The sequence below is a fragment of the Bradyrhizobium sp. JYMT SZCCT0428 genome, assembly GCF_018131075.1.
GTDB lineage: Bacteria > Pseudomonadota > Alphaproteobacteria > Rhizobiales > Xanthobacteraceae > Bradyrhizobium.
This window is the reverse complement of the sequence record NZ_JAFCLS010000026.1, coordinates 78,347-104,062: the sequence shown is the minus strand read 5'-3', so window position 1 is coordinate 104,062 and position 25,716 is coordinate 78,347. Positions and strand designations below refer to the sequence as shown.

The following is a 25,716-nucleotide window of genomic DNA, read 5'->3' as shown; positions in this document are numbered from 1 at the left end:
GAGGTAAGGGAGAATCACGCCGCCGGCTGGGCGGCGTTGTCCTCGCTCGCGAGCAGGTGCAGCAGCGCGCTCTTGATCGCGGCCTGCCGCGTCGGCGCGGTGATCTGCGCACCGAGCAGATCGGTGACATAGAACACGTCGCGGGCGCGCTCGCCGAAGGTCGCGACATGGGCGGAGGCGATGTTGAGGTTGAGCTTCGAGATCGCCGTCGTCAGCTGGTACAGCAGACCCGGGCGGTCGAGGCCGGAGACCTCGATCACGGTGTAGCGGTCCGACCATTGGTTGTTGATGGTCACCTCAGGCTCGACCACGAACGGCCGCGCCTTGCCGCGCGCGGCCGCCTTGCGCGCCACCACTTCGGGCAGTCGCAATTTGCCCTCCAGCACCTGCTCGATCATCTCGCCGATTCGCGTGGCGCGGCGTCCCTCGTCCTCGTCGCGGTCGTATTCCCGGGAGATGGCGATGGTGTCGAGCGCGCGGCCGTCGGTGGTGGTGTAGATCTGCGCATCGACGATGTTCGCGCCCGCGGACGCGCAGGCGCCGGCGATGATCGACAGCAGCCAGGGATGGTCGGTCGCGAGTATAGTCAGTTCGGTGACGCCGCGCGCTTCGTCGAAGCCCACATTGATCGCAAGCTTGTGGCCGGCCTGTTCGCTGGCCCGCAGGAAACGCGCGTGGCGGATTTTTCGCGGCAGTTCGACCTTGAGCCAGTACGCCGGATAATGCCGCGCGATATAGGCGTTGAGCTCCTGCTCCGGCCATTCGGTAAAGGCGGCGCGGAATTCCGACTGCGCCACCGCGATGCGCTGGGCGCGGTTCACTTCCGAGAAGCCGCCGGTCAGCACCGGCTCGGTTTCGTAATACAGCGTGCGCAGCAACTGCGCCTTCCAGCCATTCCACACGCCGGGACCGACGCCGCGGATGTCGGCGGTGGTCAGAATCGTCAGCAGCTTCATCAGCTCGACCGATTGCACCACGGCGGCGAAATTCTCGATCGTCTTGCGGTCCGACAAATCGCGCGACTGCGCCACCGTCGACATGGTCAGATGCTCTTCAATCAGCCACGCCACCGTCTCGGTGTCGGCGGCGTTGAAGCCGAGCCGCGGGCACAGCCGCCGCGCCACCTTGGCGCCGGCGATCGAATGATCCTCGGGCCGGCCCTTGGCGATGTCGTGCAACAGCGTGGTGATGTAGATCACCGCGCGGTGCTCGGGGCGGATTTTGCGCATCAGGTCGCTGGCGACGGTGAACTCGTCGTTGCCGCCGCGCTCGATGTCCTGCAGGAAGCCGACGCAGCGGATCAGGTGCTCGTCCACCGTGTAATGGTGGTACATGTTGAACTGCATCATCGACACAATCTTGCCGAAGGCGCGGATGAAGTGACCGAGCACGCCGGTCTCGTTCATGCGCCGCAGCACGGTCTCGGCGTTGTCGGACGTCAGGATCTCCATGAACAGAAGGTTGGCTTCCGGATTTTCCCTCAAGCCGGTGTTGATCAGCTTCAGCGAGCGCGTCACCGTACGCATCGCGTCGGGATGGAAGGCGAGGTTGTTCTTCTGTGCGAGGCGGAAGATCCGGATCAGATTGACCGGATCGTGCTTGAAGACGTCGGGCGCCGCGAGATTGATCCGGTTGTTGTCGATGATGAAGTCGTCGCTGTCGGGCACCCGCCGCCGCTTGATGCCGGGCCGGAACCGCGCGACCACGCGGCTCAGTACCGGCGCCGGCTTGGCCTGCTCGTCTTCCAGCTTGGCGCACAGGATTGCGGTGAGGTCGCCGACGTCCTTGGCGACCAGGAAGTAGTGCTTCATGAAGCGTTCGACATCCTGCATGCCGGGATGCGAGGTATAGCCGAGGCGGACCGCGATCTCGCGCTGCATGTCGAACGACAGTCGTTCCTCGGCGCGGCCGGAGACGAAGTGCAAATTGCAGCGCACCGACCACAGGAAATCGGCGCAGCGGCGGAAGGTGCGGTACTCCTGCGCGTCGAACACGCCGCGCTCGACCAGTTCATCGGTCTCGCGGACGCGATAGACATATTTCGCGATCCAGAACAGCGTGTGCAGGTCGCGGAGACCACCCTTGCCGTCCTTGACGTTGGGTTCGACCAGATAGCGCGACTGCCCGCCGCGGCGATGGCGTTCTTCGCGCTCGGCGAGCTTGGCGGTAACGAACTCTGCGGCGGTGCCCTGCACGACGTTCTTGTCGAAGCGCGCGACCAGTTCGTCGTAGAGCGGCTGGTCGCCGGTCAGGAATCTCGTCTCGAGGATGGCGGTGCGGATCGTCATGTCGCCACGCGCCTGCCGGACCGATTCATCGACCGAACGCGTGGCGTGGCCGACCTTCAGCCCCATGTCCCACAGGCAATAGAGAATGGCTTCGGCGACCTGCTCGCCCCAGGCGGTCTGCTTGTAGGGCAGGATGAACAACAGATCGATGTCGGATTCCGGCGCCATCAGCCCGCGGCCATAACCGCCGGTGGCGACGACAGACATGCGTTCTTCGCCTGATCGGACATGCGAGCGATAGAGATGCCGCGTGGCGGCGGAATAGAGAATGCGGATGATTTCGTCCTGCACGAAACACAATCGCTCGGCGCAGCGGCGGCCGTGACGGTCCTTCAGCAGCACGGCCTGCGCGGTGGTGCGCGCAGCGATCAACTCGGCTTTGAGCAATTGCGCCATCGCCGAGCGGAACACGTCCTCGCGGCCGGCATTTTTTTCGGCGAGCGCATCGATCGCGGCGGTGATCCGCGCGGTATCAAAACGATCATCCGCCACCGGGCGGTCCTCGGTCACAACGCTGTCCATGATCTATCCCGATATCGGACGGCGCAGACGCTGTCACTGGCGATTGTGAGGCAACAGTAGTTCTATGCTGGATTCGCGCTGCTTTGGACAAACCTGTTCTCAGGGCGCAGCTTTCGCGGCAGCTATTTTCTCGTTGACCTTGCGGTTTAACTCATTGAAATAAAAGACAGTTTTTTGAGATATGAGGAGACTAGGGAATGTTCAGGATTTCACGGCGCGCGTTTGCTGCTGTTATCGCAGCCTCGACCTTGCTGCCCGGCGCGGCCTTCGCCGCCGACCCGCTCAAGGAAATCCGCATCGACTGGGCGACCTACAACCCGGTGTCGATGATCCTCAAGCAGAAGGGCCTTCTGGAAAAGGAATTCGCCAAGGACGGCATCAACGTCGTCTGGGTGCAGTCGGCGGGTTCCAACAAGGCGCTCGAATTCCTCAACGCCGGATCGATCGACTTCGGATCGAGCGCGGGCTCGGCCGCTTTGGTCGCCAAGATCAACGGTAATCCGATCAAGTCGATCTATGTCTATTCGCGCCCCGAATGGACCGCGCTAGTGACCGGCAAAGATTCCAAGATCGCCAGCATTGCCGATCTCAAGGGCAAGCGCGTCGCGGTGACGCGCGGCACCGATCCGCATATCTTCCTGGTGCGCGCGCTGCTCGGCGCCGGCCTGTCCGAAAAAGACATCACCCCGGTGCTGCTGCAGCACGCCGACGGCAAGACCGCACTGATCCGCGGCGACGTCGACGCCTGGGCGGGGCTCGATCCGATGATGGCGCAGGCCGAAGTCGAGGAGGGCGCCAAGCTGTTCTTCCGCAAGCCCGACGCCAACACCTGGGGCATCCTCAATGTGCGCGAGCAGTTCCTGAAAGATCATCCGGACGCGGTTCGCCGCGTGCTCGCGGTATATGAAGAGGCGCGCAAATATTCGCTGGCCAACTACGACGACCTGAAGAAGACCTTCATCGGCATCACCAAGCTGCCGGATGCGGTGGTCGACAAGCAGCTCAAGGAGCGCACCGAACTGACCCACAGCCGCATCGGCGCCCCGCAGCGCGACTCCATCCTCGCCGCCGGCCTCGCTTTGCAGCAGGCCGGGGTCGTTGCCGCCACGGTCGACGTCAAGGCGACGCTGGATGCGCTGATCGACGATCAGGTCCCGCTGCCGACGAATTGAGGTTTTCACCCTCCAGGGGAGGGTAAGTCGCCACCTTGCAATCCCTCGAAAGACGCGTTCTTGCTATGGCCATGACCGTTGAACTGCCAGCGCTGGAACGGACCGATTCGACGACGCCCGAGACGAAGGTGTCGTCGGCACGGCTGCGCCGTTATGCGGGGCCGGCGCTGGGGCTGCTGCTGCCGGTGGGCCTCGCCGTGGCCTGGGAAATCGCGGTCTGGGCGGGCCTGTCGAACGGCCGGCTGGTGCCGCCGCCAACCAAGATCTTCGCCACCATGGTGGAACTCGCCAAAAGCGGCGAGCTCTCGCGCCATATCATCGCGACGCTGAGCCGCGTCGCCTCGGGTTTTGTCATCGGTGTCGTCGCCGGCACATTGTTCGGCGCGATTTCCGGCTATTGGGGGCTGGCGCGGCGGCTGCTCGATCCGACTGTGCAGGCGCTGCGCGCAATACCGTCGATCGCCTGGGTGCCGCTATTCATCCTGTGGCTCGGTATTTTCGAAACCTCGAAGGTTGCGCTGATCGCGGTCGGAGTGTTCTTTCCGGTCTATCTCGGCGTGATGGGCGCGATCCTCTCGGTCGATCGCAAGATTGTCGAGGTCGGCCGCACCTTCCGCTTGAGCGGCCCGGCGATGATCCGCCGCATCCTGTTGCCCGCGGTGCTGCCGGCCTATGTGGTGGCGCTGCGCGTCGGCCTTGGCTTGGGGTGGATGTTCGTCGTCGCCGCCGAATTCATGGGCGCGTCCGAAGGGCTCGGCTATCTCCTGATCGATGGCCAGCAGCTCGGCAAGCCGGCGCAGATCGTCGCCGCGATCGTGATCTTCGCCATCCTGGGCAAAACCACCGACTGGCTGATCGAGCTCGCCACCGCGCCGCTGCTGCGCTGGCAGGACGCGTTCGGCGGCAAGGGTGGAGCGGCCTGATGCTCGCACTCGATCGTGTCGGAAAAACCTATCCGAACGGCGTCCACGCGCTGGAGCGGTTTTCCGCCGACATCAAGCTCGGCGAGATCGTCGCCATCATCGGCGGCTCCGGCTGCGGCAAGTCCACCTTGCTGCGCGCCATCGCCGGCCTCGACCGCGCCACCACAGGCACGGTGACGCTGGACGACATTGCAATTACTGCCCCGCACGCAAAAATCGGCATCATCTTCCAGGAGCCGCGGCTGCTGCCGTGGCTCAGCGTCGCCGACAATATCGGCTTTGGCCTCTCTGAGTTGTCCGCCGCCGCAAGGCGCGAAAAGGTCGCGCAAGCCCTGGCCCGGGTCGGCCTCACGGACAAGGCCAACGCCTGGCCGCGCGAATTGTCCGGCGGGCAGGCGCAGCGGGTCGCGATCGCCCGCGCCCTGGTGCCGCAGCCGGAAGTGCTGCTGCTGGACGAGCCGTTTTCCGCGCTCGACGCCTTCACGCGGCGCGACCTGCAGGACCACCTGCTCGATCTCTGGAACGATACAAGGCCAACGCTCATGCTGGTGACGCATGACGTCGATGAGGCCGTGGTGCTGGCGGATCGCGTGCTTGTGATGCGGCCGCGGCCGGGGCGGCTGTTCGAGGAGATCAAGGTCAATCTGGCGCGGCCGCGCGACCGTAATTCGCCGCACTTCGACAACTTCAAGCGCCGCGTGCTGACCGCGCTGGATCGCTCGCTCGACCGCAATGTGCCTGACGCCGACGCCAAATCGACCGCCGGCGAGGCGATGTGGTGGTGACATCCGCCTGATTAGGCCTTAAATCCGGACCTGCAAAAACAGCCGGGAGAAAAAAATGGACGCCGCCGAACTCCGTGCGATGCAGGCCCCGATCAAGGAGCGCTACAAGTCCGATCCCTCAGCCGCCGTCATCACGCTCAAGGCCAAGGGCTCGATCGACAATGAAGGCCTGACCTGCAAGGTCGAAACCGGCCGCGCGCTGGCCGTTGCAGGCCTGCATCCCGCCACCGGCGGTTCCGGGCTTGAACTGTGCTCGGGCGACATGCTGCTGGAAGCGCTCGTCGCCTGCGCCGGCGTGACGCTGAAGTCGGTCGCCACCGCGGTCGAAATTCCGCTCAAGTCCGGCCACGTCATCGCCGAAGGCGATCTGGATTTCCGCGGCACGCTCGGCGTCGACAAGGAAGCCCCGGTCGGTTTCGCCGAAATCCGCCTGCGCTTCGACGTCGAGACCGACGCGCCACAGGACAAGCTCGATCTCTTGCTAAAGCTCACCGAGCGCTATTGCGTGGTCTATCAGACCATCCGGAACGGCCCCAAGGTCGCGGTGTCGATGAAGCGGGTCTAGCCCGCAATACGATGTCGTCCCGGCCTTGAGCCGGGACCCATACGGTGCGGCCCCTCGTTTCGAGCACCGCTGTTCGACGATCTTCGCGCCACACGAATAGTTGTGGTTATGGGTCCCGGCTCGCGCTTCGCTTGGCCGGGACGACGGTAGAAAATGTCCCCCGAATCCATCTTCCTTCTGACGCTCGTCCTGCGCATGGTGATAACAGCGGCGTTCGTGGTGACGGCGTCCATCATCACCGAGAAGTCAGGCCCGGTGATCGGCGCGCTGATCGCGACACTGCCGATTTCGGCGGGGCCGTCTTATGTGTTCCTCGCGCTCGATCACGACGCGGCCTTTATCGCCGAAGGTGCGCTGGCGAGCCTGCCGATCAATGCCGCGACGATCTTTATGGGGCTGACCTATGTCGTGCTGGCGCAGCGCCGGAGCGCGGTCGTCAGCTGCCTCTCCGCGGTCGCGGTGTGGATCGCGCTCGCCTCGATCATCCGCTCGGTACCCTGGACGCTGGCCGGTGGTCTGGTCGTCAACGCCATCGCCTTTGCGATCTGCGTGCCGCTGCTCGCGCGTTACCGTCACGTCAAGATGCCGCCGGTCGCGCGGCGCTGGTACGACATTCCCCTGCGCGCCTCGCTGGTTGCGACACTGGTTGCGACCGTGGTCACGACGTCAGGCTGGGTCGGTCCGAAAATCAGCGGCATCATCGCGCTGTTTCCGATCGTGTTCACCTCCATGATGCTGATCCTGCATCCGCGCATCGGCGGCCCGCCGACCGCAGCCGTGCTCGCCAACAGCGCCTGGGGCTTGATCGGTTTGGGCCTTGCGATTGCCGTCCTGCACATCGCCGCGTTGCAGTTCGGCTCGGTGATCGGACTGAGCCTCGGGCTCGCGACCTGCGTCTCGTGGAATCTGGCGCTGTGGTGGAAGGGGCGAAGGAAGGCTGTGCGGTGAGGAGTTATCCGTCATTCCGGGATGGTGCGTTAGCACCAGACCTCAGGGGCGCAATTGCGCCCCCGGGGAATCTCGAGATTCCGGGTTCGATGCTTTGCATCGCCCGGCTCCAATTTTGACAGAAGATTGCTAGTTACCACTGCCGGCAGACCCGCTAAGTTGGCGGCAGAGCAGAACTGGGGCGTGCGGTGGAGGGATTGTACAAGGTCGAATACGACATCAATGAGGGCTCCGGTCGCAGCGTGCTGTACGCTAATGCCGGAACGATGCTTGGCGGCAATACGGCATTCGCCCATTTTGGCAGCTACCAGATCGTGGACGGCGAAATCGTCGCCAGGCTCAGGACCGCCGCCACAGCCCGTCGCCCCGCCCGAGGTCGCTCGTCAGTTCCGACCAGGTCACGCTCAGTATACGCGGCAGGGCAGAGGGCCAGGCCTATCGCTTCGCGGGTGAGGTGGTGGAGGACGCCGGCTCGGTGTTTCGCGCGCTCATGACGCCGCTCGGCAATGACGACGTTCCGCCGCCCGGTACGGTCGGCGACGGCGGTATCGTCAGCGGACTCTACTCGATCGACATCCGGATGCTCGACGGCCTTGCCGGCGGGCATACCGGGGTGATGCTGCTGCATGACGGTCGCATTCTCGGCGGCGACGCGTTTTTCTATTATCTCGGGGCCTATAGTTCGGCGAACGGCAGCTGGAAGGGCGAGTTCGTCAATCAGGAACACACCCCGGCGAAGGCCGAGCATCCGCTGTTCGGCGGTTATGAAGTCGGCATCGGTTTCTCAGGCCGTTGCGATGCCAACGGTGCTGAAATGGAGGCAACCGCATTGGCCGGCAAGCGCAGCATCCGCCTCGCCGCCACGCTGAAGTTGATCCAGCCGTTCGCCGAATTGGGCCGCTAGCCCGCTGCGCCCCAAGGCAGTCTCCATTGAATGACGCCAAACAGGCGCAAATACAGCAGCGTTGTCGCCACCAGCGAGACCACGGCCACCGCCAGCGGCACGCCGTACACCAGCGCAATCCATGCGAACGCTTTCGCGGCGCGCCTCAAGCCTTGCGTTCTTTCGCCAGCGTCGTGAGCCGATACAGCGCATCCAGCGCTTCGCGCGGCGACATCTCATCGGGATGCAGCGCCTGCACGGCGGCGAGCAATTGCTCGGCCTCGCTCGGCGGTGCGGGTTCGGCAGCCGCACGTGACGGCACCGCGAACAGCGGCAGATCATCGGCCAAGGCGCGCGCGGTCTGACCACGGTCCTGGGCTTCGAGTTTTGCCAGCACCGATTTGGCGCGCGCGATCACCGCCGGCGGCAGGCCGGCGAGTTTGGCAACCTGGATGCCGTAGGAGCGATCGGCCGAGCCAGGCAGCACCTCGTGCAGGAACACGACGTCGCCCTGCCATTCCTTGACGCGCACCGTGGCGTTGAACATCCGCGGCAGCTTGGCGGAGAGCGCGGTCAACTCGTGATAATGCGTCGCGAACAGCGCGCGGCAGCGGTTGCTCTCATGCAGATGTTCGATCGCGGCCCATGCGATCGACAGGCCATCGAAGGTCGCGGTGCCGCGGCCGATTTCGTCCAGGATCACAAGCGAGCGCTCGCTGGCCTGATTCAAAATCACGGCGGTTTCGACCATTTCCACCATGAAGGTCGAGCGCCCGCGTGCCAGGTCGTCGGCGGCGCCGACGCGGCTGAACAACCGGTCTACGACGCCGATCCGCGCCCGCGAGGCCGGCACGTAGCTGCCGATCTGCGCCAATAGCGCGATCAGCGCGTTCTGGCGCAGGAAGGTCGATTTACCCGCCATGTTCGGGCCGGTGATCAGCCAGATCTGGCCGGACACCTGCGCCGGTCCCGGCGAGAGGTCGCAGGCATTGGCGATGAACGGCTGGCCGTCGCGCTTCAGCGCGGCCTCGACCACGGGATGGCGGCCGCCCTCGACGGCAAAGCCGAGCGAGCCGTCGACTTCAGGCCGAACGTAATTCTCGTCCACCGCAAGTTTTGCCAGCGCGGTTGCGACATCGAGCAGCGCAAAGGCGTGCGCCGCGGCGCGAAGATCGTCGCTGGCCGCAAGCGCGATGACCGACAGCCGTTCGAAGATTTCCAGTTCCAGGTTGAGCGCGCGGTCGCCGGCATTGGCGATCTTGGCTTCGATCTCGCCGAGCTCGGAAGTCGTGAACCGAACCTGGCCGGCCAGCGTCTGGCGATGAATGAAGGTCGCATTCAAGGGCGCGGTCATCAGCTTGTCGCCGTGCTGCGCCGTCACCTCGACGAAATAGCCCAGCACATTGTTGTGGCGGATCTTGAGGCCCTTGATGCCGGTGTCGTCGGCATAGCGCGCCTGCATCGCGGCGACCACGAGACGCGAGGCATCGCGCAGATTGCGGCTCTCGTCGAGCGCAGGCTCATAGCCTTCGCGGACGAAGCCGCCGTCACGTTTGATCAGCGGCAATTGTTCGGCCAGCGCTCGTTCGAATTCGCGCGCAAGATCGCGTGACGGACGGCGTAGCGCCTCCATCACCGAAGCGATCTCCGGCGGCGGCGCATCCAGTTGCGCCAGCCGCGCCAGCGCCTGGTCCGCGGCGAGGATGCCGTCGCGCAGCCCAGCCAGATCGCGCGGGCCGCCGCGGCCCACCGACAATCGCGCCAGCGCGCGCGACATGTCAGGCGCGGCGCGCAAGGTGGTGCGGATATCGTCTCGCGCAAAACTGTCGGCGACGAAAGTGGCGATGGCGTCCAGACGCCGCGCGATCGCAGCGCTGTCGGTGAGCGGCGCCGCGAGACGTTGTGCGAGCAGCCGCGATCCGGCCGCGGTGACCGTGCAGTCGATCGCATCGAGCAGCGAACCGCGCCGCTCGCCCGCCAGCGTGCGGGTCAATTCGAGGTTGGCGCGGGTGGCCGGGTCGATCGCCATCGTGGTGCCGGCGGCCTCGCGCGACGGCGGCGACAGCGGCGGACGCTTTCCAACTTGCGTACGGTCGATATAGGTCACGGCGGCGGCCGCCGCGGTCGCTTCCAGCCGCGACATGGCGGAAAGGCCGTCCATGGTGGCGACCGCGAAATAATCGCACAGCCGCCGTTCCGCGGTGGCGCCGTCGAACACGTCGCGGGTCAGCGGCGTCACCGCCGGCAGTTCGCGCAGCAGGGCGCCGAGATCAGCATCGCCGTAGAGCGCGTCGGTGACGATGACTTCGTTGGGGTTGATCCGTGCCAAGGTCGCCGCAAGCTCGGCCGTCGAGCATTCCGTGACCATGAATTCGGAGGTCGAGATATCGATCCAGGCCAGGCCAATGCGGTCGCCACCGCTTGATCCCCGCGCCCGTGCGATTGCCAGCAGGTAATTATTGGTCTTGGCGTCGAGCAGCGTGTCTTCGGTCAGCGTACCCGGCGTGACGAGCCGCACCACGCCGCGGCTCACCACGCTCTTGTTGCCACGCGCGCGGGCGGCTGCGGGATTCTCGGTCTGCTCGCACACCGCGACGCGATGACCGGCATTGATCAGCCGATGCAGGTAATCCTCGGAGCGCTCCACCGGCACGCCGCACATCGGGATGTCCAAGCCCTGATGCTTGCCGCGTTTTGTCAGTACGATGCCGAGCGTTCTGGAGGCGATCTCGGCGTCCTCGAAGAACAACTCGTAGAAATCGCCCATCCGGTAGAACAGCAGCAGCCCGGGATGGCCGGCCTTGATCTCGAGGTATTGTTCCATCATCGGCGTGACGCGCGCGGGCGCCTCGGCGGCCGGAGTTGCCTCTGGAGGTGGGGGTGCAGGGATGTTTTGCTGGATCGTCATTGCGGGGCGCAAACTACAAAATTTTGTCTCGCGGTCCTATTGGTTTGGCCGGGCTGTCCGGGTTTTCCACGCTCGGTGTGAATGGTGTGAAATAGAGGCCACACGGGGCGTTCCATCCGCTCCCTCCCCCCTTGCGGGGGAGGGTCGGGGAGAGGGGTAAGCCACGCGCACCGTCTTTGCCGTCACCCCTCTCCCTAGCCCTCCCCCGCAAGGGGGGAGGGAACATACCGTCTGTGTTGCTGGCGCGGTCAATTGACCTCTCGCAGCGCCGCTCCTAAAACTCGCCATTAATTCAGTGGGGTCAACGGCCCAAACGCGGCGTTCAGGGAGAGATTCAATGCGTGATGTGTTCATTTGCGATGCTGTACGGACCCCGATCGGCCGTTTTGGCGGTTCGCTCGCCAAGGTGCGTGCCGACGATCTCGCCGCCGCCCCGATCAAGGCCCTGATGGCGAAGCATCCCAATCTCGACTGGAAAGCGGTCGATGAGGTGTTCTTCGGCTGCGCCAACCAGGCCGGCGAGGACAACCGCAACGTCGCGCGCATGGCGCTTCTTTTGGCGGGCATGCCCGACTCGGTTCCCGGTCAGACGCTCAACCGTCTCTGCGCCTCGGGCCTCGATGCGGTTGGTGCCGGCGGCCGCGCGATCCGCGCAGGCGAGATCGATTTCGCCATTGCCGGCGGCGTCGAATCGATGACCCGGGCGCCGTTCGTGATGGGCAAGGCGCCGGAAGCGTTTTCGCGTTCCGCTGATATTTTCGACACCACGATCGGCTGGCGTTTCATCAATCCTTTGATGAAGGCGCAGTACGGCGTCGACGCGATGCCGGAGACCGGCGAGAACGTCGCGGAGGAATTCCAGGTGTCGCGCGCCGATCAGGACGCGATGGCAATTCGCTCGCAGCAGCGTGCGGGCGCCGCGATTGCCGCCGGCTATTTCGCGGAAGAAATCACCCCGGTGTCGGTGCCCGGCGGCAAGGCCGGCCCGATCACCGTCGACAAGGACGAGCATCCGCGCCCCGAAACCACGCTGGAAGGCCTGACCAAACTGAAGCCGATCGTGCGCAATCCCGGCACGGTGACGGCAGGCAATGCGTCCGGTGTCAATGACGGCGCGGCCGCGATGATCCTGGCTTCCGAAGCCGCCGTGAAAAAGCACGGCCTGACGCCGCGGGCGCGCATCCTTGGGTTAGCGTCGGCCGCGGTGCCGCCGCGCATCATGGGCATCGGCCCGGTGCCGGCGACCAGGAAGCTGATGGAGCGGCTCGGCATCAAGATCAGCGATTTCGATCTGATCGAGCTCAACGAAGCCTTCGCCTCGCAGGGCATTGCCGTTCTCAGGCAGCTCGGCGTCAAGGACGATGCCGATTTCGTCAACCCGCATGGCGGCGCCATCGCGCTCGGTCACCCCCTCGGCATGAGCGGCGCGCGACTGGCCATGACGGCGGTGCACGGCATGGAGAAGCGCGGCGGCAAGCTTGCCTTGGCAACTATGTGCGTCGGCGTCGGTCAGGGCGTCGCGATGGCCATCGAAAAGCTGAACTAAGACAACGATTTGGGAGGGGCAAAAACGGCCCTTCCCCAAATTAGTTATGTCATATAATGATCCGGTGGCGCCTGCGATCGCGATGCCAGGGAGGAAGTCATGACATTATCTTATCCGCTGCAAAGCTTGACGGCGCACCCGCCGCGGCTGTCGCCCGGCTACAAGAGCACGGTGAAGCGCTCGCCCACCAAGCCGCTGATCCCGATGCGGCATACGCTGTCGGAATTGACCGGGCCGGTCTACGGCCACGAGACGGTGCGCGAAAACGACAACGACCTCACGCTCCAGGGCAAGGGCGAGCCGCTCGGCGAGCGCATCATCGTGCACGGCCATGTTCTCGATGAAGACGGCCGCGGCGTGCCCAACACGCTGGTCGAACTGTGGCAGGCCAACGCCTGCGGCCGCTATGTCCATGTCGTCGACCAGCATCCGGCGCCGCTTGATCCGAATTTCACTGGCGCCGGCCGCACACAGTCGGACAGCGAGGGCTATTACCGCTTCGTCACCATCAAGCCCGGCGCCTATCCCTGGGGCAACCATCACAATGCCTGGCGTCCGGCCCATATCCACTTCTCGGTATTCGGACATTCCTTCGTCTCGCGGCTGGTGACGCAGATGTATTTCCCCGGCGATCCGCTATTCCCGTTCGATCCGATTTTCAATTCGGTGACCGACGAGAAGGCGCGCAACCGGATGGTGTCCGACTTCGACCTCGAAAATACGCAGCCGGATTGGGCGCTGTGCTACCGCTTCAACATTGTGCTGCGCGGGCGCAACGCCACGCCGATGGAGACCAAGTAAGTGTCCAAGGCCCAGAGCAAGCCGGAAGGCGTTACCCCATCGCAAACCGTCGGCCCGTATTTCGCCTATGGCCTGACATCGAACGGCAAGTATGACTGGAACGACGCCTTCTCCAACAATCTCGTGACGGCGGATACGTCGGGCGAGCGCGTCCGCGTCGAGGGCCGGGTGTTCGACGGCGACGGCAATCCGATGGTGGATTGCATGCTGGAGATCTGGCAGGCCGACGCGCAAGGCCGCTTCTCCGATCCGCAGGACAAGCGGGCGCTGCCCAATTCATCGTTCAAGGGTTTTGGCCGCTGCGGGACCGATGCCGATGGCCGCTATGCCTTCGACACCATCAAGCCGGGCATCGTGCATGATCCCGACGGCAAGCCGCAGGCACCGCATCTCGTGCTCGCGGTGTTCGCGCGCGGTATGCTGCTGCATCTCTATACGCGGATCTATTTCGGCGGCGAGGCGGCCAACACCACCGATCCCGTGCTGGTGCTGGTGCCGGTCGACCGTCGCGCCACGCTGATCGCCCAGCAGGCGCACTGCAATGGAAACGCGGTCTATAGCCTCGACATCAACATGCAGGGCGACAACGAGACCGTGTTCTTCGACGTGTAGGGACTGCCGATGATCATCGGGCGCGAGCAGGATTTCACGGTTGCAGCGTCGGCCGTGATGGAGCGGACCTCCGATCCACGGTTGCGCGAGATCATGCTGTCGCTGGTCAAGCATCTGCACGGTTTTGTCCGTGATGTCAGGCTGACCGAAGCCGAATTCCGCGAAGCCGCCGCTGTCATCGCGGAACTCGGCCAGCAATCGACCGACACCCACAATGAAGTCGTGCTGATCGCGGGCTCGCTCGGCGTGTCCTCATTGGTATGCCTGTTGAACAATGGCGATCACGGCAATACCGAGACGGCGCAATCGCTGCTCGGGCCGTTCTGGCGGCTGAACTCGCCGCGCGTTGAAAACGGCGGCTCGATCGTCCGGTCCGACACGCCGGGTGCGGCGCTGTTCGTCAACGCCCGCGTCGTCGACCCTGCCGGTAATCCGATTGGCGGCGCCGAGGTCGATATCTGGCACGCCTCGCCGGTCGGCCTGTACGAGAACCAGGATCCCGAACAGGCCGAGATGAATTTGCGCGGCAAGTTCACGACCGATGCCGACGGATGCTTTGCGTTTCGTTCGGTGATGATGGTCGGCTATCCCATTCCGACCAATGGCGTGGTCGGGCGGCTCTTGAAGGCGCAGGACCGGCATCCCTACCGGCCGGCGCATCTGCACGCGCTGATCTTCAGGCCGGGCTTCAAGGTTTTGATTTCCCAGGTCTATGATCCCGCTGACCCGCATATCGACAGTGACGTGCAGTTCGGCGTGACCAAGGCGCTGATCGGCGAATTCGTGCGGCATGATGAGGCGCATCCGACGGAAAGTGATGTCGGCTCGCCCTGGTATTCGCTCGACTATGTCTACCGGATGGAAGCCGGCGAGGCCGTCCTGCCGCGCCCGCCGATCAAGTAACGCCCAGCTCGTTCGACTTGCCCGAGATGTCCATCGCCGCGCGCCATGCAAACACCATGGCCGGGCCGATCATGGTTCCCGGACCGGGATAGGTGCCGCGGAAAATCGAGGCCGCGTCGGCGCCGGCGGCATAAAGGCCGGGAATCGATTGTCCTGTGGACGTCAGCACCCGGCCGTTGGCGTCGGTGCGCAATCCGGCGCTGCTCGCGAGGTCGGAAGGCCAGACCGCGACCGCGAAATACGGAGCGGGGCCGATCTTGCGCAGGCAGGGATTTGGCTTGTTCGTGGCATCACCGTTGAAACGGTTGAGGTCGCTGGTGCCGCGGCCGAAATCCTCGTCGATACCGGTTTCGGCAAACCGATTGTACCGTTCGATCGTGCCGGCCAGCGCGCCGCCGTCAACGCCGATTTGCGGCGCTAGTGCCGCGATGCTGTCGCCAGTGAAGAGATAGCCTGACCTGATGAAGCGCGTGAGGTCGCGCGTCCCGGGATGGATCAAGCCGAGGCCATAGTCGCGAAGAAAACTGCGGTCGCAGATCAGGAACGCCGGGATGCTGGGCACTGTTTGATGCGCCCGCAGCATGCCCTCGACGAAGTCATGATACGAATTGGCTTCGTTGACAAAGCGCACGCCTGACCTGTTGACGGCAACCAGCCCGGGCTTGGCGCGGTCGAGCATGATGTGCGGAAATACCGAGAGGTGGCCGTCCTCTTGCTGCATCACCGAACTCGGCATCCACAGCGCCGGGCTCCGGATGTCCTGCGCAATCTCGCCATGCGCGCGCTCGCCCGCGAGAATGCCGTCGCCGGTGTTGCTGTCCGGGGACATCGAATAGCGCCGGGTGTCGTCCGGAAACAGCCGGCTGCGCAATTCGCTGCTCCAGCCAATGCCGCCGGCCGCCAGCACGATGCCGCGCCGCGCGCGAATGCTGATCTCGCTATCGTTTGTCGTGAACACCGCGCCGATGATTCTTCCGTCGTCCGCGATCAGCTGGCTGAGCTGCGTCTGGTAACGAATCTCGACGGCGTACTGTTTCAAACTGTAGAGCAGCCGCGCCACCAGCGCGTTGCCCATGATCAGCCATGTGCCGCGCGGGTGCTTGATCCGGTCCAGCGCCTGCCGCACCAGCAGGCGGGCCGTGTTCGAAAAATTAGCCCAGGAGCGAAACGGATGCAGCAACGACGGAATGTCGGTCTTGCCGACCATCATGCCGCCGAGCACCATGAATTCACGGCGCGGCGGTCGCACCCGCGCAAAGTCATCGCCGAGCTTTCGTCCGTCGAACGGTACGGCACCCAGCGCCCTGCCGCCAAGCGCGGCGCCGGGCTGTGCGTGATAGTCCGGATGCACCGGCGGCGGCACGAAGGCCACGCTGGATTTCTGCTGAAGATAATCGAGCACGGCAGGGCCAGTGGCAAGAAAGGCCGCGAGCCGCGCATCACAGGCGTCATCGCCTAGTATCGCCGCAAGGTAGGTTCTCGCGGCCTCGACGCTGTCGGGCACGCCGGCCGCCTCGCTTTGCCGGCTGCCGGGAATCCACACTGTTCCAGCCGAGGTCGCGGTGGTGCCGCCGACCATGTCGGATTTTTCGCACAGAATGACCTTGAGGCCTTCGAGCGCGCCGACCAATGCTGCCGTCATGCCCGCGGCGCCGGCGCCGATCACGAGCAAATCGGTCTCGACATCCCACTCTGTCTGGCGGCCGGTCACAACAATCCGACCGAACAGCTCATTTCAGCGTCCCGATCGCCAGCGCATGCGCCACGCAACTGTTGATGTGCTCGGTCAGGATCGACTTTGCGCCCTCGATGTCACGCTTCAGCGCGCAGTCCAGCAAGGCCTGATGCTGCGCGATGGTGGCGCTGCCGCGGTATTGCAGGGCGTAGCGGAAATATTTGTCGAACACGACCGAGTGAGTCTGCATCAACTCGCGCGACCCGCAGCTCGATATCAGGGCCTGGTGGAATTCGCCGTCGTAACGTTTTCGAAGTTCGGGATCGTCGCCCGCCGTGAGGATGGCGCGCTCGGTCGCCGCCAGCTTGTGATGCGCTGACACCACGCGGCCTTCCCATTCCATGTCGCCGGCCCGGAAGGATTCGGTCATCGCGTGATGTTCGAGCAGGATTCGCAGCTGCGCGAGCTCGCGCAAATTCTGGATCGAGACGGGAGCGACCTCGAACCCGCGCTGGCCTTCGGCAACGACAAACCCTTCCGAAGCCAGCCGGTTGAGGATCTCGCGAAGCGTCGAAACGCTGAGGCCGTAATCCTCCTTCATCGAGTCGAGCTTGAGCCGTCCCGACGGGTTGAGCACTCCGAAGATGATGTCGGAGCGAATGCGGTGATAGCCGCTGTCGCCGGCCGACATCGGGGTCTGCTGCTGCTCCATGATCGTCAATGTCTATCCCGCTTTTGGGCCTGCAATGGCTGACGCGACTCGCCGCCGAGCATAGCCGCGAATGTCGGCCTTTGCCGCAAACTACGATCATATGATCAAATCTATTACATCATATATTTCTGTGATTATCATTTGACAATGACTCCGCTATATGGTTTCCACCGAAAAGGATCGGCCAGACATCAAAAATCGCAGCAACAAGCCGCGGCTGGCACCGGATCGTCAGGGGAGGATGAGATGAAGCTGTTTGCAGTTCTGTCCGCGGCCGTGTTCGGCGGGGCACTTTTGGTCGGCTCCGCATCCGCGCAGGAGGTCCAGGAGCGGACCATCCGCTGGGGACACCTCAACAACACCGATCATCCCGTCAGCTTCGGCGTGCAAAAATTCGCGGAAATCCTGCTCGCCAAGAGCGGCGGCAAGCTCAAAGTCCGCGAGTTCGCTTCGTCCCAGCTCGGCAATGAATTGCAGCAGCAATCGGCGCTGCGCGGCGGCACGCAGGAGATGCTGTCGGCGTCCACGACCTCGCTCGCGACGGTCATTCCGGAATTCGGCCTGCTCGACTTCCCGTTCATCGTCAACACCACCGATCAGGCCGATGCACTGGTTCAGGGCGCATTCGGCAAGGCGATGATCGATGCGCTGCCGCAGCGTGGACTGGTCGGGCTCGGTTATTGGGGGCTCGGCTTCCGCAACGTCACCAACAGCAAGCATCCGATCGCCAAGCTGGAAGATTTCGCCGGCCTCAAGCTGCGCGTGATCCCCAACCCGGTCTATCTGGAGTCCTTCAGTGCCTTCAAGGCCAACCCGATCCCGATGGCGTTCGGTGAGCTCTACTCGGCGCTGGAAACGCGCACGGTCGATGGCCAGGAAAATCCGTACACCGTGATCCTGTCCAACAAGTTCTTTGAGGTCCAGAAATACGTCTCCGCCACCGGCCACACCTTCACCGAGAACATCATCATCGTCAGCAAGATCTTCTGGGACAAGCTGTCGCCGGCCGAACAGAAGATGATGCAGGAAGCCTACAACGAAAGCCGCGCCTACCAGAAGGAGCAGACGCGGCTGCAGACCGAAAAGGCGCTCTCCGAATTGCAGGCCAAGGGCATGACGTACAACGCGGTGGCGCCGGAAGAACTGGAGCGCATGCGCAAAGCCGTCCAGCCGGTGGTGGACAAGATTTCTGCGGCCCTCAAGCCTGATACGGTCAAGCTGTTCAACGCGGAGCTTGATCGCGTCCGCAAAGAGGTCAAGTGACGCGCCGCTGATATCGGCGAAGCAGGGCCGGTATCCAGCGGCTCTGCACGAACTCCAGCTCCAGACGGCGCCGATGGGACGGATACTCGACCTCTATTGCGCGTTGCTCAAGGGCGTGATCGCGCTATGCCTCGCGGTCATGGTGGTGCTGGTGTTCGGCAATGTCGTGCTGCGCTACGGCTTCAATTCCGGCATCACGATTTCGGAGGAACTGTCGCGCTGGATGCTGGTGTGGCTGACGTTTCTGGGCGCCATCGTCGCCGTGCGCGAGCATTCGCATCTCGGCGTCGATACGCTGGTGCGAATGCTGGGACCCCTGGGAAAACGCATCTGCTTCGTCATCAGCTACTGCCTGATGCTGTATGCCGACTGGCTGCTGCTGGCGGGTAGCTGGCGCCAGACCATCATCAACATTGACGATCGCGCGCCGGCGACCGGTCTGTCGCTCGGCATTTTCTATTTCGTCGGCGTGATCTTCGGCGTCTCGGTCGGAATCATGCTGCTCTATGATTTGTTCCGCGTCGTCTCCGGCCAGGCCAGCGAATCCGAACTCGTCGCCGTCAAGGAGGAGGACATCTGATGGCATCGCGGGGGCGCCGCACATGACCATCGCGGTCTTCACCTTCTCGTTGCTCGGCGCCATGGCGCTCGGCATGCCGATCGCCTTTGCGCTGCTCATCTGCGGGATCGCGCTGATGAGCACGATCAACATGTTCGATTCCCAGATCGTGGCGCAGAACATCATCAATGGCGCCGACAGCTTTCCGTTGATGGCGATTCCCTTCTTCATGCTCGCCGGCGAGATCATGAACAAGGGAGGGCTGGCCAGGCGCATCGTCAATGTCGCCCTCGTTGCGGTTGGGCATTTCCGCGGCGGCCTTGGCTATGTGACGATCCTCGCGGCCTGTATCCTCTCATCGCTGTCGGGATCGGCCGCGGCCGATGCCGCCGCGCTCGCAGCCGTGCTGGTGCCGATGATGGTGGCGGCCGGACACAAGAAGATCTACGCGGCAGGACTTGTGGCTGCGAGCGGCGTGATCGGTCCCGTCATTCCTCCCAGCATCGGCTTCGTCATCTTCGGCGTCGCCGCCGGCGTGTCGATCTCCAAGCTGTTTCTCGCCGGTATCTTTCCGGGGCTGATGATTGGTGCCGGCTTGTGCGTCGCCTGGTGGTGGGTGGTCCACAAGGAAAACCTGACGCCGCCGCCGCGGGCATCATTCAAGGAAGTTGCCCACGCCGTGATCGACGGCTTCTGGGCGCTGATGTTGCCGGCGATCATCATCGTCGGCTTGCGTTTCGGCATCTTTACTCCGACCGAGGCCGGCGTTGTTGTCGCGGTTTATTCGCTGTTCGTGACCACCTGCATTTATCGCGAACTGAAATTCTCGCAGCTGTACGGCGTCTTCGTCTCCGCCGCCCTGACCACCAGTATCGTGATGTTCCTGGTGGCGGCGGCGCTGGTCTCTTCCTGGCTGATCACGGTGTCGGAGATTTCAGCCCAAGTGGTCGACCTCCTGAAGCCCTTCATGGGCAACAAGACGCTTTTGATGTTCGCGATCATGGTCATCGTGGTCATCGTCGGCACCGCGCTCGACATGACGCCGACGATCCTGATCCTGACGCCGATCCTGATGCCGATCGTCAAGGCGGCTGGCATCGACCCGGTCTATTTCGGCGTGATGTTCATCATCAACAATTCCATCGGCCTCATCACACCGCCGGTCGGTATCGTGCTGAACGTCGTTTGCGGCGTCTCCAGGATCAGCATGGAAGATATCATCAAGGGCGTCTGGCCGTTCATGATCGCCCAGCTTATCGTGCTGTTTCTGTTGGTGCTGTTCCCGGCATTGGTGACGGTCCCGGCCAAGTGGCTTGCCGGCTAGCAGCGGCATATCAAGCGTAGAAGGGGGAGACTCAATGGCCACCAAGATCATGATCCTGAACGGACCCAACCTGAATTTCCTGGGCATTCGGGAGCCTCATATTTACGGCCCGACGACGCTGAAGGAGATTGAAGCGAGCTGCCAGGAAGTGGCTGACTATCTCGGGGTCACGATCTCGTTTCACCAGTCCAATCTCGAAGGTGAACTGGTGAACTGGATCCAGTCGGCGCACGGCAATTATGATGCGATCATCATGAACCCGGCGGCCTATTCGTTCACCTCGATCGCGCTGATCGACGCGCTGAAAATATTCGAAGGCCCGAAGATTGAGGTCCACATCTCCAACATTCATGCGCGGGACGAGCTGCACCGGCATTCGATCACGTCGACTGCTTCCACCTCTGTCATCTGCGGTCTCGGCCCTTATGGCTATATCGCAGCAATGCTGGCTGCGGTTCAAAAGCTCGGGAAGTTGCCGGATGCCGTTCCGGCATCGCTGCACGGCTTGAAGGGGAGATAAAGGAATGCGCGGCGCAGGCTTTCTGGCGATCTGGAGCGACGTCGAGCCCGATCATCTCACCGATTACCGGCACTGGTTGACGCGCGAGCACACCACCGAGCGGGTGACCACCAAGGGCTTTTTGGGCGTTCGCGTGTTCCGCGCCACGCGGACTGACATTGCCAGGTTCTTCATTCTCTACGAACTGGAAGCCCCCGAGGTGCTCGACGGGCCCGCGTATCTGGCGCGGCTCAACGCCCCGACGCCGTGGTCGCAGCGCACCATGCCCCGGCTCGGCAATTTCATTCGCGGCGGCGGCGTCATGACCGCGCGGGCAGGGCGGGGCGAGGGATCGACCATCGCCGCGCTGCGCGTCGAACGTCTGCCGGAAAAACCGCAAGCATTCGCCGACGCCCTCGTCGCGCTCGACGGCATTGCCGCGGTACAGATCGGCACGACCGATCTGGCGCGCACCTCGGTGCCGACGGTCGAGAAGGGCATGCGGAAGGATGAAGGGATTTTTGCGGGCCTGCTGATCATCGAGGCGCTTGACGAGACGGCGCTTGGTGGCGCATTGCGTCGAGCAACTAAAATGGCGCCGGATCTTGGTGGCGCCGGCGAGCCGGAGGTCTACCAAGGCATGTTCGCACTCGACGCCCGTATCGCTGACTTTGAATAATGCCGTCGTTCTCGCTCGCCGCGCTGACCGTCCTCGATCTGGCGCCTCCCGCGTTGATCGAAATGGCCGCAGCCTGCGGCTATGACGCCGTCGGGATTCGCCTGCTGCCCGCGATGCCCGGCGGCATCGCCTATCCGCTGGATGACAAAGCGAGCCTGAAGGAAACGCTGGCCCGGCTGGACGCGACCGGCGTCAAAGTAGCCGACCTCGAAGTGGTCGCGCTCCGGCCCGAAACCGAGATTGCCGGCTTCTCCGCGTTCTTCGAGACCGGTGCGCGGCTCGGCGCCAGGCACATCCTGGTGGCGGGCTACCATCCTGATCTCGCCCGGTTCAGGGATAGCTTTGCGAAGTTTTGCGAGGCCGCCGCCCCATACGGGCTGACGGCCGATCTCGAATTCATGCCCTGGACCTCCGTCCCGGATCTGGCGACAGCCAACAGCATTGTCGCGCCGATGGGGCAGGCCAATGCCGGTATCCTGGTCGATGCCCTGCATTTCGACCGGTCGAGGAGTTCAACCGCCGACCTTGCGCGCGTGCCCGTCCACCGGCTGCACTACTGGCAGTTATGCGACGGCCCGGCCGAGCGGCCTGCCACAAACGACGAGTTGATCCATGCCGCCCGCCATGAGCGGATGTTTCCCGGCGAGGGCGGCATCGACCTCGTCTCGCTGGCGCGCGCCATGCCGGCGGATATCACCATCAGCCTCGAAGTCCCGACCGCCGAGCTTGCCAAGACCATGGGCCATAAGGACCGCGCCCAGCGCGCGCTGGATGCTGCCAAGACCGTGATCGCGGCGGCCAAACTCTGAGAACGACCCTGAGACGGCGTTGATAAGGTCATTTGCGCCGATCGAACATGGGAGTATCTCTCAGGTTCACCTTCGAAAGTTGCTGCACATGATGACGCTGCGCCAGGTCGAAGTTATCAGGGCCGTGATGATCACGGGCACGATCGGCGGGGCGGCAAAACTGCTCAACGTATCGGCGCCGGGCATCAGCCGGCTGGTGAAATATACCGAGCGCTCGCTCGGCATCCGCTTCTTCCAGCGCCAGAACGGGCGCTACTTCCCGACCTCCGAAGCGCATAACATTTTCGAGCAGATCAACGGCGTCTACAAGAAGGTCGACGATCTCACCGAAATCATTTCAAAGATCGGGCGCGGCACGCTGTCGGAACTGCGCATCGGCTCGGTGCCGAGCATTTCCCAGATCATGGTGCCGCGCGCGATCGAGCGCATCCGTCGGCGCTATCCCGATCTGCACATCGATATCAACATCCTCAAGATCGAGGAGGCGATCGACTATCTGTTGCTCGGCAAGGGCGATTGCGTCGCCATGAGCTATCGGCTCGACCATCCCGGCCTCGATTTCATGCCGCTGGCGTCAGGCGAATTGTTCTGCATCGTGCCGCAGGGGCATGAACTCGCGGAACGAAAACAGGTCACCGCCGCGGAGATCATCCGCTATCCCCTGATCGGCATCGACCCCAACGATCCCTACGGGCGCATCATGGCCGAGATCTTCGCGCGCAATAAACTCTCCTACGACATCACGATCCGGGCGCGGTTCGGCACCACGGTCTGCGCGCTGGTCAAGGCGGGGCTCGGGATTGCTGTCATCGATCAGTTCACCGTGGCGCATGGCGGCTATCCCGGCATCGAGATGCTTCGGATCGTGGAGCCCACAAGGTTCGACACGTATATCGCGGTGAAAAGAGGCGCCTCGCTCTCGCTGCATGTCGAGCATTTCATCGAATGCCTGCGGTCGGAAATGCGGGCGCTGGAGCCGAGCCGGAAAAGTCCGGCGGTGGCGGCATCGCGTGGCCGAAAAAAATAACATCAAGTTATGTTTGTGGAATAAATGGGTAATTGTGTTATCTGGCGAAGGCGGTATCGTTTGCGCGGTTTTGGTGCTCTAAGCCGCGCAATCCCATGCTGATACTGCGAGACCCTAGCGACGTGTCCAAACGCCCGCCCTCGATCAGTCAAAAGTTTCTCACCGGCCTGATCGGGGCCCCGATTGCGCATTCGGCGTCGCCGGCGATGCACGAGGAGGCGGCCGCTGCCCTGGGTATCCGCTGTCATTATCAGCTGATCGAGGTCGCGGGCCAGAGTTCGGCTGAACTGCGCACGTTGCTCGACAGCATCAAGCGCATCGGCTTTGCCGGGGTCAACGTCACGTTTCCCTACAAGGAAGCGGTGATCCCGCTGCTCGATGATCTGTCGCCGGCCGCGCGCGCGATCGGCGCGGTCAATACGGTTGTCGTCAGCGGCAGCCGGCTGGTCGGATACAATACCGATGCCACGGGGTTTGAACGGGCGATTAGCAATCTGGTGAAGGCATCCGGTCATGGCCCCGTTGCCCTGATCGGCGCCGGCGGCGTCGGCAAGGCGATTGCCCACGCGTTCGCGGCGCTCAGTGTCGCCGAACTCAGCATCTTCGATACCGACCGCGCCAAGGCCGAACAGATTGCGGCGCAGTTGCGTGGTCGCCAACCGGTGCGGATTGCACAAACGGTGGAAGACGCGCTGCGCGGTGCCGTGGGCGTGGTCAACGGAACGCCGATCGGCATGCTGCCGGATCGTGGTACGCCGGTGCCGGAGGCGCTACTGCGTCGCGACATCTGGGTGGCTGACGCGGTCTATTCGCCGCTCTGGACGCCGCTGCTGACGGCCGCCAAAGCCAGGGGCGCCGAAATCATGACCGGGCGCGATCTCGCGATCCATCAGGCCGCGGACGCCTTCGAATTATTTACGGCAATGAAGCCGTCCATTGTCGAAATGGGGAATGCATTCGACGCCGTGATGGCAAGGCGCTACTCTGCGATATCGGACGCGTAGCCGGTCACAAGGCTCGCGTCGACAAGATCAAAAGATCACGACAACAGGGGATGGAAATGAAATCAGGAATTTTGGCAGGTATCCTGCTCGCAACCATGACGGCGGCCGCGGCGTTGGCGCAATCCGGCGCTCCCATCAAGCTAGCTAATGTGGCCGAACTCTCCGGTGGCGGCGCCACGGTCGGCACCAACTGGAAGAACGGCATCGATCTTGCGATCGAGGAAGTCAACGCCAAGGGCGGCGTGCTCGGCCGCAAGCTGGAAGTCACCCACGCCGATTCGCAATCCAACCCCGGCGTGGCGCGCGCCCAGGTCCAGAAGGCGCTCGACGGCGAGCCCTATGTCCTGCTCGGTCCCGGCTATTCCGGATCGGTCAAGGTCACGGCGCCGCTCGCGGCCGAAGCCGGCATCGCCCAGATCATGGGTGGTGAGGCCGCCGAACTGACGCAGGGCGGTAACAAATTCCTGTTCCGCACCTCGTTCGGTCAGCAATCCTCGATGCCGAAGGTCGCCAAGTACATCAATGACGAGGTGAAGGCGAAATCGGTTGCGATTGTCTGGGTGAACAATGATTTCGGCCGCGGCGGCCGCGACGTCATCACCAAGGAATTCGCCAAGCTCGGCATCAAGGTTGCCGCCGACCTCTCCACCGAAGCAGGTCAGGCCGACTTCGCTGCCGACGTCAGCAAGATCAAGGCGGCGGCGCCCGATGCGGTCTTCATCTATCTGAACGAAGAGGAAAGCGCCCGTATCCTGAAAGAGCTGAAGCGCCAGGGCGTCACCGTGCCCCTGATCGGCGAAACCACGCTGGTCGGCCAGAAGGTGGTCGAACTGGCGGGGGATGCTGCGAACGGCGCGCGCGGCCATGTCGGCCTCACCACCGATGCCCCGGTCGATCTGATCAAGGCGTTCCGGGAAAAATTTTCCAAGAAGTACAATTATGTGCCTGACCATAATGGTCTCAAGGGCTATCTGGCGATCTACATGATCAAGGCCACCACCGAGAAAATGGGCAAGGTCGATTCCAAAGCATTTGCCGACAATCTCCATGGCCTCACCATCAAGGCGGCCAGCGAGCCCGGCATCCTGATGGATGCGACCTTCGACAAGAACGGCGACATCGATCGCCAGGGTTTCCTGGTCGAGATCGTCGATGGCAAGCAGATCATCAAGCAGGTGCTGCCGAAGCTCAACTGAGGTACGGACTTCATCCCGAGGCGCTTGCCACCGGCTCCGCGCGAAGCGCGGCCCGACGATAAACTCCGCAAGCGTCTCGAAGGATGGATAGCAAGGTGGTATCGCGGCCATCC

At 63.5% G+C, this 25,716-nt stretch carries 24 protein-coding genes; 19 read left to right on the top strand and 5 right to left on the bottom strand.

Going from position 1 to position 25,716, the window contains the following annotated elements; genetic code table 11:
- Positions 1 to 14: 14 nt before the first annotated feature.
- Complete coding sequence (locus JQ575_RS25385; RefSeq protein ID WP_212035869.1) at positions 15 to 2,810, bottom strand: [protein-PII] uridylyltransferase; 2,796 nt, start codon at positions 2,808 to 2,810, stop codon at positions 15 to 17.
- 197 nt (positions 2,811 to 3,007) lie between these two features.
- On the opposite strand from JQ575_RS25385, the gene JQ575_RS25380 reads away from it, so the two are divergent.
- The 6 genes from JQ575_RS25380 to JQ575_RS44875 all read left to right on the top strand — a co-directional run bounded on the left by JQ575_RS25380 (position 3,008) and on the right by JQ575_RS44875 (position 8,107).
- Complete coding sequence (locus JQ575_RS25380; protein ID WP_212035868.1) at positions 3,008 to 3,982, top strand: aliphatic sulfonate ABC transporter substrate-binding protein; 975 nt, start codon at positions 3,008 to 3,010, stop codon at positions 3,980 to 3,982.
- A gap of 65 nt (positions 3,983 to 4,047) precedes the next feature.
- On the top strand, positions 4,048 to 4,905 hold the full coding sequence (locus tag JQ575_RS25375) for an ABC transporter permease (RefSeq protein WP_212035867.1): 858 nt from the start codon (positions 4,048 to 4,050) through the stop codon (positions 4,903 to 4,905).
- Entirely contained in the window at positions 4,905 to 5,690 is a 786-nt protein-coding gene (locus tag JQ575_RS25370) for an ABC transporter ATP-binding protein (RefSeq protein WP_212035866.1), read from the top strand. The genes JQ575_RS25375 and JQ575_RS25370 overlap by 1 nt, the downstream gene beginning before the upstream one ends.
- A gap of 55 nt (positions 5,691 to 5,745) precedes the next feature.
- Positions 5,746 to 6,255, top strand: a complete 510-nt coding sequence (locus tag JQ575_RS25365) for an OsmC family protein (protein WP_192736401.1) — start codon at positions 5,746 to 5,748, stop codon at positions 6,253 to 6,255.
- Between the two features lie 153 nt (positions 6,256 to 6,408).
- Entirely contained in the window at positions 6,409 to 7,203 is a 795-nt protein-coding gene (locus JQ575_RS25360; RefSeq protein ID WP_212035865.1) for a hypothetical protein, read from the top strand.
- 475 nt (positions 7,204 to 7,678) lie between these two features.
- Positions 7,679 to 8,107 (top strand): GrlR family regulatory protein, encoded by a 429-nt coding sequence (locus JQ575_RS44875; protein WP_249166885.1) that lies wholly within the window; start codon positions 7,679 to 7,681, stop codon positions 8,105 to 8,107.
- Here the strand turns inward: JQ575_RS44875 and JQ575_RS25350 are convergent.
- Both JQ575_RS25350 and mutS read right to left on the bottom strand, forming a co-directional pair.
- Positions 8,104 to 8,256, bottom strand: a complete 153-nt coding sequence (locus JQ575_RS25350) for a hypothetical protein (protein ID WP_212035864.1) — start codon at positions 8,254 to 8,256, stop codon at positions 8,104 to 8,106. The genes JQ575_RS44875 and JQ575_RS25350 overlap by 4 nt on opposite strands.
- The gene (mutS, locus tag JQ575_RS25345) at positions 8,253 to 10,994 is read right to left on the bottom strand and encodes a DNA mismatch repair protein MutS (RefSeq protein WP_212035863.1); all 2,742 of its coding nucleotides are present in this window, start codon (positions 10,992 to 10,994) and stop codon (positions 8,253 to 8,255) included. The genes JQ575_RS25350 and mutS overlap by 4 nt, the downstream gene beginning before the upstream one ends.
- 337 nt (positions 10,995 to 11,331) lie before the next feature.
- Here mutS and pcaF point away from each other — a divergent pair, with 337 nt between their 5' ends.
- The 4 genes from pcaF (at position 11,332) to JQ575_RS25325 (ending at position 14,856) form a co-directional block, all read left to right on the top strand.
- Complete coding sequence (gene pcaF / locus JQ575_RS25340; protein WP_212035862.1) at positions 11,332 to 12,540, top strand: 3-oxoadipyl-CoA thiolase; 1,209 nt, start codon at positions 11,332 to 11,334, stop codon at positions 12,538 to 12,540.
- Positions 12,541 to 12,639: 99 nt separating this feature from the next.
- Positions 12,640 to 13,341 (top strand): protocatechuate 3,4-dioxygenase subunit beta, encoded by a 702-nt coding sequence (gene pcaH, locus JQ575_RS25335; RefSeq protein ID WP_212035861.1) that lies wholly within the window; start codon positions 12,640 to 12,642, stop codon positions 13,339 to 13,341.
- Positions 13,342 to 13,953: a protocatechuate 3,4-dioxygenase subunit alpha gene (pcaG, locus tag JQ575_RS25330; protein ID WP_212035860.1), complete on the top strand. Its 612-nt coding sequence runs from the start codon at positions 13,342 to 13,344 to the stop codon at positions 13,951 to 13,953.
- Between the two features lie 9 nt (positions 13,954 to 13,962).
- On the top strand, positions 13,963 to 14,856 hold the full coding sequence (locus tag JQ575_RS25325; RefSeq protein WP_212035859.1) for a dioxygenase: 894 nt from the start codon (positions 13,963 to 13,965) through the stop codon (positions 14,854 to 14,856).
- On the opposite strand, the gene JQ575_RS25320 is transcribed toward JQ575_RS25325, so the two are convergent.
- Positions 14,849 to 16,567, bottom strand: coding sequence for an FAD-dependent oxidoreductase (locus JQ575_RS25320; RefSeq protein WP_312016020.1), 1,719 nt, complete (start codon positions 16,565 to 16,567; stop codon positions 14,849 to 14,851). The two genes, JQ575_RS25325 and JQ575_RS25320, sit on opposite strands and share 8 nt — an antisense overlap.
- 19 nt (positions 16,568 to 16,586) lie before the next feature.
- Positions 16,587 to 17,243, bottom strand: coding sequence for a GntR family transcriptional regulator (locus JQ575_RS25315; RefSeq protein ID WP_249119574.1), 657 nt, complete (start codon positions 17,241 to 17,243; stop codon positions 16,587 to 16,589).
- A 246-nt stretch (positions 17,244 to 17,489) separates the two neighbouring features.
- On the opposite strand from JQ575_RS25315, the gene JQ575_RS25310 reads away from it, so the two are divergent.
- From JQ575_RS25310 to JQ575_RS25270, 9 genes are all read left to right on the top strand, one after another.
- On the top strand, positions 17,490 to 18,506 hold the full coding sequence (locus JQ575_RS25310) for a TRAP transporter substrate-binding protein (protein ID WP_212035858.1): 1,017 nt from the start codon (positions 17,490 to 17,492) through the stop codon (positions 18,504 to 18,506).
- 73 nt (positions 18,507 to 18,579) lie between these two features.
- Positions 18,580 to 19,086 (top strand): TRAP transporter small permease, encoded by a 507-nt coding sequence (locus tag JQ575_RS25305; protein WP_212035857.1) that lies wholly within the window; start codon positions 18,580 to 18,582, stop codon positions 19,084 to 19,086.
- Between the two features lie 22 nt (positions 19,087 to 19,108).
- A complete protein-coding gene (locus tag JQ575_RS25300; RefSeq protein WP_212035856.1) occupies positions 19,109 to 20,389 on the top strand; it encodes a TRAP transporter large permease subunit in 1,281 nt (426 codons plus the stop codon).
- A gap of 34 nt (positions 20,390 to 20,423) precedes the next feature.
- Entirely contained in the window at positions 20,424 to 20,909 is a 486-nt protein-coding gene (aroQ, locus tag JQ575_RS25295; protein WP_212035855.1) for a type II 3-dehydroquinate dehydratase, read from the top strand.
- Positions 20,910 to 20,913: 4 nt separating this feature from the next.
- Positions 20,914 to 21,567, top strand: coding sequence for a hypothetical protein (locus tag JQ575_RS25290; protein WP_212035854.1), 654 nt, complete (start codon positions 20,914 to 20,916; stop codon positions 21,565 to 21,567).
- Positions 21,567 to 22,376 carry a sugar phosphate isomerase/epimerase gene (locus tag JQ575_RS25285; protein ID WP_212035853.1) on the top strand — a complete coding sequence of 270 codons (810 nt, stop codon included), beginning with the start codon at positions 21,567 to 21,569 and terminating at the stop codon, positions 22,374 to 22,376. The genes JQ575_RS25290 and JQ575_RS25285 overlap by 1 nt, the downstream gene beginning before the upstream one ends.
- 88 nt (positions 22,377 to 22,464) lie before the next feature.
- Entirely contained in the window at positions 22,465 to 23,403 is a 939-nt protein-coding gene (locus JQ575_RS25280) for a LysR family transcriptional regulator (protein ID WP_212035852.1), read from the top strand.
- Between the two features lie 122 nt (positions 23,404 to 23,525).
- Positions 23,526 to 24,407 (top strand): shikimate dehydrogenase, encoded by an 882-nt coding sequence (locus JQ575_RS25275; protein ID WP_312016019.1) that lies wholly within the window; start codon positions 23,526 to 23,528, stop codon positions 24,405 to 24,407.
- Between the two features lie 56 nt (positions 24,408 to 24,463).
- Complete coding sequence (locus tag JQ575_RS25270) at positions 24,464 to 25,603, top strand: ABC transporter substrate-binding protein (RefSeq protein WP_212035850.1); 1,140 nt, start codon at positions 24,464 to 24,466, stop codon at positions 25,601 to 25,603.
- Positions 25,604 to 25,716 lie beyond the last annotated feature (113 nt).

What these genes read in the sequence shown, in the direction of transcription:
- JQ575_RS25360 (WP_212035865.1), top strand. Translation starts at nt 6,409, where the DNA reads ATGTCCCCCGAATCCATCTTCCTTCTGACGCTCGTCCTGCGCATGGTG.
- JQ575_RS25375 (WP_212035867.1), top strand. Translation starts at nt 4,048, where the DNA reads ATGGCCATGACCGTTGAACTGCCAGCGCTGGAACGGACCGATTCGACG.
- JQ575_RS25310 (WP_212035858.1), top strand. Translation starts at nt 17,490, where the DNA reads ATGAAGCTGTTTGCAGTTCTGTCCGCGGCCGTGTTCGGCGGGGCACTT.
- JQ575_RS25270 (WP_212035850.1), top strand. Translation starts at nt 24,464, where the DNA reads ATGAAATCAGGAATTTTGGCAGGTATCCTGCTCGCAACCATGACGGCG.
- aroQ (WP_212035855.1), top strand. Translation starts at nt 20,424, where the DNA reads ATGGCCACCAAGATCATGATCCTGAACGGACCCAACCTGAATTTCCTG.
- mutS (WP_212035863.1), bottom strand. Translation starts at nt 10,994, where the DNA reads ATGACGATCCAGCAAAACATCCCTGCACCCCCACCTCCAGAGGCAACT.
- JQ575_RS25285 (WP_212035853.1), top strand. Translation starts at nt 21,567, where the DNA reads ATGCCGTCGTTCTCGCTCGCCGCGCTGACCGTCCTCGATCTGGCGCCT.
- JQ575_RS25300 (WP_212035856.1), top strand. Translation starts at nt 19,109, where the DNA reads ATGACCATCGCGGTCTTCACCTTCTCGTTGCTCGGCGCCATGGCGCTC.
- JQ575_RS25280 (WP_212035852.1), top strand. Translation starts at nt 22,465, where the DNA reads ATGATGACGCTGCGCCAGGTCGAAGTTATCAGGGCCGTGATGATCACG.
- JQ575_RS25315 (WP_249119574.1), bottom strand. Translation starts at nt 17,243, where the DNA reads ATGGAGCAGCAGCAGACCCCGATGTCGGCCGGCGACAGCGGCTATCAC.
- JQ575_RS25325 (WP_212035859.1), top strand. Translation starts at nt 13,963, where the DNA reads ATGATCATCGGGCGCGAGCAGGATTTCACGGTTGCAGCGTCGGCCGTG.
- JQ575_RS25305 (WP_212035857.1), top strand. Translation starts at nt 18,580, where the DNA reads ATGGGACGGATACTCGACCTCTATTGCGCGTTGCTCAAGGGCGTGATC.
- pcaF (WP_212035862.1), top strand. Translation starts at nt 11,332, where the DNA reads ATGCGTGATGTGTTCATTTGCGATGCTGTACGGACCCCGATCGGCCGT.
- JQ575_RS25365 (WP_192736401.1), top strand. Translation starts at nt 5,746, where the DNA reads ATGGACGCCGCCGAACTCCGTGCGATGCAGGCCCCGATCAAGGAGCGC.
- pcaH (WP_212035861.1), top strand. Translation starts at nt 12,640, where the DNA reads ATGACATTATCTTATCCGCTGCAAAGCTTGACGGCGCACCCGCCGCGG.
- JQ575_RS25370 (WP_212035866.1), top strand. Translation starts at nt 4,905, where the DNA reads ATGCTCGCACTCGATCGTGTCGGAAAAACCTATCCGAACGGCGTCCAC.
- JQ575_RS25380 (WP_212035868.1), top strand. Translation starts at nt 3,008, where the DNA reads ATGTTCAGGATTTCACGGCGCGCGTTTGCTGCTGTTATCGCAGCCTCG.
- JQ575_RS25385 (WP_212035869.1), bottom strand. Translation starts at nt 2,810, where the DNA reads ATGGACAGCGTTGTGACCGAGGACCGCCCGGTGGCGGATGATCGTTTT.
- JQ575_RS25290 (WP_212035854.1), top strand. Translation starts at nt 20,914, where the DNA reads ATGCGCGGCGCAGGCTTTCTGGCGATCTGGAGCGACGTCGAGCCCGAT.